The 6,984-nt window shown below is 72.7% G+C and carries 7 protein-coding genes and 2 pseudogenes; 6 read left to right on the top strand and 3 right to left on the bottom strand.

What is annotated here, in order from left to right; genetic code table 11:
* The 3 genes and pseudogenes from AOK18_RS34390 to AOK18_RS16670 form a co-directional block, all read left to right on the top strand.
* A pseudogene (locus tag AOK18_RS34390) lies at window positions 1-555 on the top strand (carbohydrate ABC transporter permease); the annotation flags it as partial.
* A 2-nt stretch (window positions 556-557) separates the two neighbouring features.
* Window positions 558-1,269, top strand: a 712-nt coding sequence (locus tag AOK18_RS34385) for a carbohydrate ABC transporter permease (protein ID WP_240503207.1), incomplete at its 5' end; no start/stop codon positions are given.
* 125 nt (window positions 1,270-1,394) lie between these two features.
* Complete coding sequence (locus AOK18_RS16670) at window positions 1,395-2,279, top strand: carbohydrate ABC transporter permease (protein ID WP_055694887.1); 885 nt, start codon at window positions 1,395-1,397, stop codon at window positions 2,277-2,279.
* Between the two features lie 116 nt (window positions 2,280-2,395).
* Here AOK18_RS16670 and AOK18_RS16665 read toward each other — a convergent pair whose 3' ends face one another.
* On the bottom strand, window positions 2,396-2,809 hold the full coding sequence (locus AOK18_RS16665; RefSeq protein ID WP_055694885.1) for an organic hydroperoxide resistance protein: 414 nt from the start codon (window positions 2,807-2,809) through the stop codon (window positions 2,396-2,398).
* Window positions 2,810-3,066: 257 nt separating this feature from the next.
* Here AOK18_RS16665 and AOK18_RS16660 point away from each other — a divergent pair, with 257 nt between their 5' ends.
* Both AOK18_RS16660 and galE read left to right on the top strand, forming a co-directional pair.
* Window positions 3,067-3,504 (top strand): MarR family winged helix-turn-helix transcriptional regulator, encoded by a 438-nt coding sequence (locus AOK18_RS16660; RefSeq protein ID WP_055572008.1) that lies wholly within the window; start codon window positions 3,067-3,069, stop codon window positions 3,502-3,504.
* 169 nt (window positions 3,505-3,673) lie between these two features.
* Complete coding sequence (gene galE / locus AOK18_RS16655; protein ID WP_055572005.1) at window positions 3,674-4,663, top strand: UDP-glucose 4-epimerase GalE; 990 nt, start codon at window positions 3,674-3,676, stop codon at window positions 4,661-4,663.
* A 196-nt stretch (window positions 4,664-4,859) separates the two neighbouring features.
* Here the strand turns inward: galE and AOK18_RS16650 are convergent, their stop codons facing one another.
* Complete coding sequence (locus AOK18_RS16650) at window positions 4,860-5,579, bottom strand: leucine-rich repeat domain-containing protein (RefSeq protein WP_240503205.1); 720 nt, start codon at window positions 5,577-5,579, stop codon at window positions 4,860-4,862.
* 193 nt (window positions 5,580-5,772) lie between these two features.
* Window positions 5,773-6,399, bottom strand: coding sequence for a TetR/AcrR family transcriptional regulator (locus AOK18_RS16645; protein ID WP_240503204.1), 627 nt, complete (start codon window positions 6,397-6,399; stop codon window positions 5,773-5,775).
* Window positions 6,400-6,790: 391 nt separating this feature from the next.
* Between AOK18_RS16645 and AOK18_RS16640 the strand changes: the two are divergent.
* A pseudogene (locus tag AOK18_RS16640) lies at window positions 6,791-6,984 on the top strand (ABC transporter permease); the annotation flags it as partial.

Below are 6,984 nucleotides of genomic sequence, written 5' to 3'. Positions count from 1 at the left end.
GCGTCACCGGCACCCGCAGGACCGTCGCGGCACTGTTCCTGCTGCCCGCGCTGCTGCTGCTCGGTGCGCTCGTGGTCTACCCGATCGGGTACTCCGTCGTCCGCAGCTTCTACGACCAGTCCGGCGACGGGTTCACCGGACTCGACAACTACCGGGCCCTGTTCACCGACGACGGCATCCGCACCGCCCTGAAGAACAACGTGATCTGGGTGGTGTTCGCGCCGACGGTCGCCACCGCGCTCGGCCTGGTCTTCGCGGTGCTGACCGAACGGATCCGCTGGGGCACGGCGTTCAAGCTGGTCGTCTTCATGCCGATGGCGATCTCGATGCTGGCGGCGGGCATCATCTTCCGCCTGGTGTACGACCAGGACCCGGACAAGGGTGTGGCGAACGCGGTGTGGGTGGGCGTCCACGACACCTTCGCCGAGTCGTCGGCGTACCCGAAGGCGCACCCGGGCCGCGAGTCGCCGCTGGAGGCGGCCGGCCGGGGCGCCTTCGTCACCCGGACGACGGTGGGCGTCGGCGAGACCGTCGCCCTGCCGCTGGTCGGCGTCGNNCGACGCCGAGCGGGCGGCGGCGCCGGAGCCGCAGGCGGACCGGATCACCGGCACCACCTGGCAGGACTTCACCCGCGGCAAGGGCGTCGGCACGCTGAACGAGGTCGACGCCGGGGAACTGGGCTATCCCGGCATGAAGATCGAGGCCGTCAAGGACGGCACGGTGGTGGAGACGGCCACGGCGGACGCCGACGGCACGTTCTCGCTGTCGGCGAAGGCGGACGGGGCACGGCTGAGACTGCCGGCGAGCAACTTCCAGGAACCGTACAACGGCCTGGACTGGCTGGGCCCGTCACTGGTCACGCCCGCCATCATCGGCTCGTACATCTGGATGTGGGCGGGCTTCGCGATGGTGCTGATCGCGGCCGGGCTCGCGGGCATGCCCCGGGAGCTGCTGGAGGCCGCGCGGGTCGACGGCGCCAACGAGTGGCAGGTCTTCCGGCGGATCACGGTGCCGATGCTGGCGCCGGTGCTCGCCGTCGTCACCGTCACCCTGATGATCAACGTGCTCAAGGTGTTCGACCTGGTCTTCATCATCGCGCCCGGCTCCTCCCAGGACGACGCCAACGTCCTCGCGCTGGAGCTGTACCGCAAGGGCTTCTCCGAGGACCAGCCGGGCATCGCCAGCGCGATCGCGGTGTTCCTGCTGCTCCTGGTGATCCCGGTGATGTGGTTCAACGTGCGGCGGCTGAGGCGGGAGGTCAGGCGATGAACTCACGTCCGGAGGGCGGCGGGCCGGCGAAGTCCGGGACGCCGGGGCCCGGTGCGCCGGAGTCCGCGTCCGGGCTGCCGGATCCCGGTGCGCCGGGGTCCGGGCCGCCGGGGTCCGGGGCACCGGTGCCGGGGCCGTCGGGGTCCGGGGCCCGTGGCGCCCGGCCGCTCGGCTCCCGGCTGGCCGAGTGGGTCAGCGGTGGCCTGGTGCGGGTGTTCCTGATCGTCGTCGGCCTGTTCTGGCTGGTCCCGACGGTCGGTCTGCTGCTGGCCAGTCTGCGCACCCCGCAGGACATGGCCGCCGACGGCTGGTGGACGGTGTTCACCGAGCCCTCGCGGCTCACCTTCGGTGCCTACGAGACCCTGCTGGAGAACGACGACATCACCGGCTCCCTGCTGAACACGGTGTACATCACCGTCCCGGCGACGGTGCTGGTGGTGGTGATCGGCTCGCTCGCCGGATACGCCTTCGCCTGGATGGAGTTCCCCGGCCGGGACTGGTGGTTCCTCGGCGTGGTGGGGCTGCTGGTGGTGCCGGTGCAGGTGGCGCTCATCCCGATCGCCGAACTCTTCGGCGCCGTCGGCGTCTTCGGCTCGCTCGTCGGCGTGGTCCTCTTCCACGTCGGCTTCGGCCTGCCGTTCGCGGTGTTCCTGCTGCGCAACTTCTTCGCGGAGATCCCGAGGGAGCTGCTGGAGGCGGCCCGGCTGGACGGCGCCGGCGAACTGCGCCTGTTCGCGCGGGTGGTGATGCCGTTGGGCGGGCCGGCGATCGCCTCGCTGGGCATCTTCCAGTTCCTGTGGGTGTGGAACGACATGCTGGTCGCGCTGATCTTCACGGACTCCGGGAGCCAGCCGATCACGGTCGCCCTGCAGACCCAGGTACGGCAGTTCGGCAACAACATCGACGTGCTGGCGCCGGGCGCGTTCATCTCGATGGTGATTCCGCTGGCCGTGTTCTTCGCCTTCCAGCGGCAGTTCGTCTCCGGCGTGATGGCGGGCGCGGTGAAGTGAGGCGACGCGTACGGGCCCCGGCGCGCGCGGTGCGCGCCGGGGCCCGTCGCGGTGCCGGACCCGGGCCGGACCGGTGTCCGCCGGGGTGGGGGCCCGGCCGGGACCGGGGCCGGTGACTACTCGATGACGAGCTCGACCGGGATGTTGCCGCGGGTGGCGTTGGAGTAGGGGCAGACCTGGTGCGCCTGCTCGACCAGCTTGCGGCCGGTCTCCCGGTCCACGCTGTCCGGCAGCTCGACGCGGAGCGTCACGGCGAGCGCGAAGCCCTCCCCCTGCTTGCCGATGCCGACCTCGGCGGTCACCGCGGCGTCGCTGACGTCCACCTTCGCGGACCGGCCGACCAGCCCGAGGGCACTGCCGAAGCAGGCCGCGTAACCGGCGGCGAACAGCTGCTCCGGGTTGGTGCCCTCGCCGTTGCCGCCCAGCTCCACGGGGGCGCTGAGGCCGAGGTCCAGCTTGCCGTCGGAGGTGACGGTCCGGCCGTCGCGGCCGTGGGTGGCGGTGGCGACAGCGGTGTAGAGCGCGTCCATGGGGAAACCCTTCCCTTTCGAATCGTGGTCGTGGGGCGGCCCGGTCCCGTCCGGGGTCCCGGCCTCCGCACCCCTCAAGTAGAGCACGCAATTAAATTGTGCGCAACTAAATGCCCCGGAAGAGATACCCTGGCGGCATGACACCGCGCCCGAACCCCGGACCGGCCCCGGAGCCGGCCGTCGCCACCTCCCCGGAGCCGGCAGCCGTGCCGGTCCCGGACCCGGCCGGCACCCCGCCGCCCGGATCCACCCTCGGCATGCTCCGCCTCGACCAGCACGTCTGCTTCTCCCTGCAGTCCGCCTCGCGCGCCTTCAACGGCCTGTACCGCGTCCTGCTCAAGGACCTCGGCCTCACCTACCCGCAGTACCTGGTGATGCTGGTCCTCTGGGAGCACGGCACACTGCCCGTGCGGAAGCTCGGCGAACACCTGCGGCTCGACTCCGGCACCCTGTCCCCGCTGCTCAAGCGGCTGGAGGCGGCCGGCCTGGTGCACCGGGAGCGCAGTGCGCGCGACGAGCGCTCGGTGGAGGTGCGGCCCACCGAGGAGGGTCTCGCGCTGCGCGAGCGGGCCCTCGACATCCCGCGCCGGATCGCCGCCTCGACCGGAATCGGGCTCGACGAGATCCAGGACCTGAAGGCCCGCCTGGACCACCTCACCACCGCACTGGACACGGCCGCGGCGAACGAAGCCTAGGATCCTGCCGAACGGTGGAGACCGCACGACCGGCCTACCGGCCGACCGGTTGACCGGTGGACCGGCCGACCGGTGGAGACCGGACGACGACCGGCCGGCCGCGCACCACGGCACCACCGAAGCACCACCCGCACCACCACGACGGTCCATGACGAGGGGACGGCCGCACATGACCTGGTTGATCACCGGCGGCGCCGGTTACATCGGGGCGCACGTCGTCCACGCGATGGCCGAGGCGGGGGAACGGGCCGTGGTGTACGACGACCTGTCCAGCGGCATCCCCGACCGCGTGCCGGACGGGGTGCCGCTGGTGGTCGGCTCGGTCCTGGACGGCGAGCGGGTGGCGCGCGCCCTCACCGACCACGGGATCACCGGCGTCGTGCACCTGGCGGCGAAGAAGCAGGTCGCCGAGTCGGTGGAGCGCCCCCTGCACTACTACCGGGAGAACGTCGAGGGGCTGCGCGCCCTGCTGGAGGCGGTGACGGCGACGGGCACGGCGTCGTCCTTCGTCTTCTCGTCCTCGGCCGCGGTGTACGGCGCGCCGTCCACCGGTGCCGAACTGGTCACCGAGGAGACCCCCTGCCGGCCCATGTCCCCGTACGGCGAGACGAAGCTGGCCGGCGAGTGGCTGGTCCGCGCGACGGGCCGGGCGACCGGACTGTCCACGGCCTCCCTGCGCTACTTCAACGTGGCGGGCGCCGCGCGCCCCGAACTCGCCGACACCGGGGTCTCCAACCTCGTCCCCATGGTGTTCGAGAAGCTGACCGAGAACGCGCCCCCGCTGGTGTTCGGCGACGACTACCCGACCCCGGACGGCACCTGCGTCCGCGACTACATCCACGTCGTCGACCTGGCCGAGGCCCACGTGGCCGCCGCGCGCGCCCTGCGCGCCGCGCCCGGCCGGGACCTCACCCTCAACATCGGCCGCGGGGAGGGCGTCTCGGTCCGGGGCATGATCGACCGCATCAACGCCCTCACCGGCCACGCTCTCGCGCCCACGGTCGCCCCCCGCCGCCCCGGCGACCCGGCGAACGTCGTCGCCTCGGCCGACCGCGCCGCCGCCGAACTCGGCTGGAAGGCCCGCCACGGCGTCGACGACATGATCACCTCGGCCTGGGCCGGCTGGCAGCGCCTGCACCCGGCGGCGAGAGGCGGCTGATCCCCGGCTCCTGCCCCGGGGCGCCCACGGGCGGCGACCGCCCTGTCCGTCTCCCTCCCCGCGGGCCCGACCGGCTTCGTTCCGCCCGGCCCCGGCGTCGACCGACGGGGCTCGGCGGTGTCCGGTGCTCACCCCGCTCGCCGACGCTCCCGGGGAACGACGGCACTCCGGTGTGCGGCCGCGCGTGTCGTCCTGCTCACGTCAGCACGACACACCCCTGTCGCTCCAGCTCGGCCAGCAGGGGGTGCGAGGGATCGATCCCGTTCCACCGCAGGTCCAGCTTCTCCAGCGAGGTCAGCCGGGGGAGCCAGTCCGGCAGTCGGCCGAGGCGGTTGCTCCGCAGGTCGATCTGACGCAGTCGCGGGAGTCCGGCCAACTGCTCCGGCAGTTCCGCGAGCGCGTTCTCCCGGAGGTCCAGGTGGCGCAGCTGGCGCAGTTCGGCCACTGATGCGGGCAGGCGCCCGATCGCGTTGCCCCGCAGCCACAGCTCGCGCAGATCGCGGAGTCGGCCGATCGTGTCGGGCACCGTGGTGAGCCGGTTATGCTGTGCTCTGAGCTCGACGAGGCCGCTCATGCCGCCGATGGTCTCGGGAAGGGCGGTGAGGAGGTTCTCGCCGACGTTCAGGTAACGCACCAGCGTCAGGTCCCCCAGCTCGTCCGGGAGCCGGGACAACCGGTTGTCGTGCAGGTAGAGGCAGCCGTTCAGCTCGGGCAGAGCGCCCAGTTCTCCGGGCACCTCCGTGAGGAGGTTGTGGCCCAGGTCCAGGGTGTTCAGCCGGCTCAGCCGTCCGATCTCCGCCGGGAGGGCCGTGAGCCCGTTGTCCGCCAGGATCAGCACGCGGAGTTCGGTCCGCCGCCAGACCGACTCGGGTACCTCTCCGAGATCGTGGCGCCACAAGTTCATCGTGTGCCGCACGGCCGTGCCCCTCTCGTCAGCGGTGTCGGCCTCGATCCTCGTCCCGGCCGCCCCGGTCCGGCAGGCGGTTGCCGCGGATCGACCGGTTCCGGTGCGTTCCGTGCGTGCCGGGGCGCCGGCGGGGTCCCTCGACGCGTACTCGTTCCCTCCCGGTGATCACCGGATCCGCTCCGGGCGGATCCCCCGTCCCGCCCTACAGCGCCTTGAGCGCCGCCGCGGTGGCCCTGGTCAGGGCGGCCAGGTAGCCCTTCGGGAGTTTCGGGCTGCGGATGATCACCGAGCGCCAGTACAGCGGACCCGAGATCAGGTCGAGGGCCAGGTCGTGGTCGACGCCGGGGCGCACCTCGCCCCGCTCCTGCGCCGCCGTGACGATGCCCTTGGCGACCCCGTCCTGCCCCTCCCGCAGCGCCTTCTGCAGCGCCTCGGCGATGTCGGGGTTGCGGGCGGCCTCGGCCTGGAGGTCGGGGAGGATCTGCGAGGCGACGGGGTGGCGCAGGGCGCGTGAGGTGACCTCGTACAGCAGGCGCAGGTCGCCCTCGAGGGAGCCGGTGTCCGGCGTGGGCAGTCCCTGGACGGCGAGCGCGGAGACCAGGTCCAGGACCAGGTGCAGTTTGGAGCGCCAGCGGCGGTACACCGCGGTCTTGCCGACGCCCGCGCGGCGCGCGATGCCCTCGATGGACATCCGCGCGTAGCCGACGGCCGCGAGCTCCTCGAAGACGGCCGCCCGGATCGCCTCCGTGACGTCCTCGCGCAGTACGGCCGCCCCGGCGGGAGCCCTGCGGCGCGGACGCGGCTGGGACTCCTCGGCGTTCGTCGTCATGCGGACCAGCATAGGGCGTGACGACGATACGGGCCCGTTCCGACGACACTACGTGCACCGGTCCGGCACGGACAGGCACCGGCCGCACGCGGTCCGAACACATCCCGGACGGACCGCAGAACCGCCCCCGGCGTGCTCCGGGCCCGCCTCGGACCCGCTCCGGACCGGCCTCGGACCGTCCCCGGGCCTGCCGCGGGCCTGCCGCGGGCCCCGGACGCCACGACGAAACGGTTGCGTCACGACGTACATTCCGCCTACGCTCACGTTGCGACGATACGGTGCCGTCCCGACGTAAGTGAACGCGCGGAGACACGCGGGGAAACACCGGGCGGAACACGGCATCGCACCACCCCGCCACCCCCTCCCCCGCCCCCTAGTGAAAGAAGCGGATGTGAGCCAGGCCCTCCACACACCGCCTTCCCCACCGGTCCGCCCGGTCCCGGCCGAGGACGACCTCGCGGCCCTCGCCGCCCGCCACGGGCTCACGGTCAGCGGCGCCCGCCCCACCCTGCCCGACTACGTCCGCGAGCTGTGGGCGCGCCGGCACTTCATCCTCGCCTTCTCGCGGGCGAAGCTGACGGCGCA

Origin of the sequence: Streptomyces prasinopilosus (assembly GCF_001419695.1) — a bacterium.
Taxonomy (GTDB): domain Bacteria; phylum Actinomycetota; class Actinomycetes; order Streptomycetales; family Streptomycetaceae; genus Streptomyces; species Streptomyces prasinopilosus.
The sequence above is the reverse complement of the archived record's forward strand: the minus strand, read 5'-3'. Positions and strand labels throughout refer to the sequence as shown.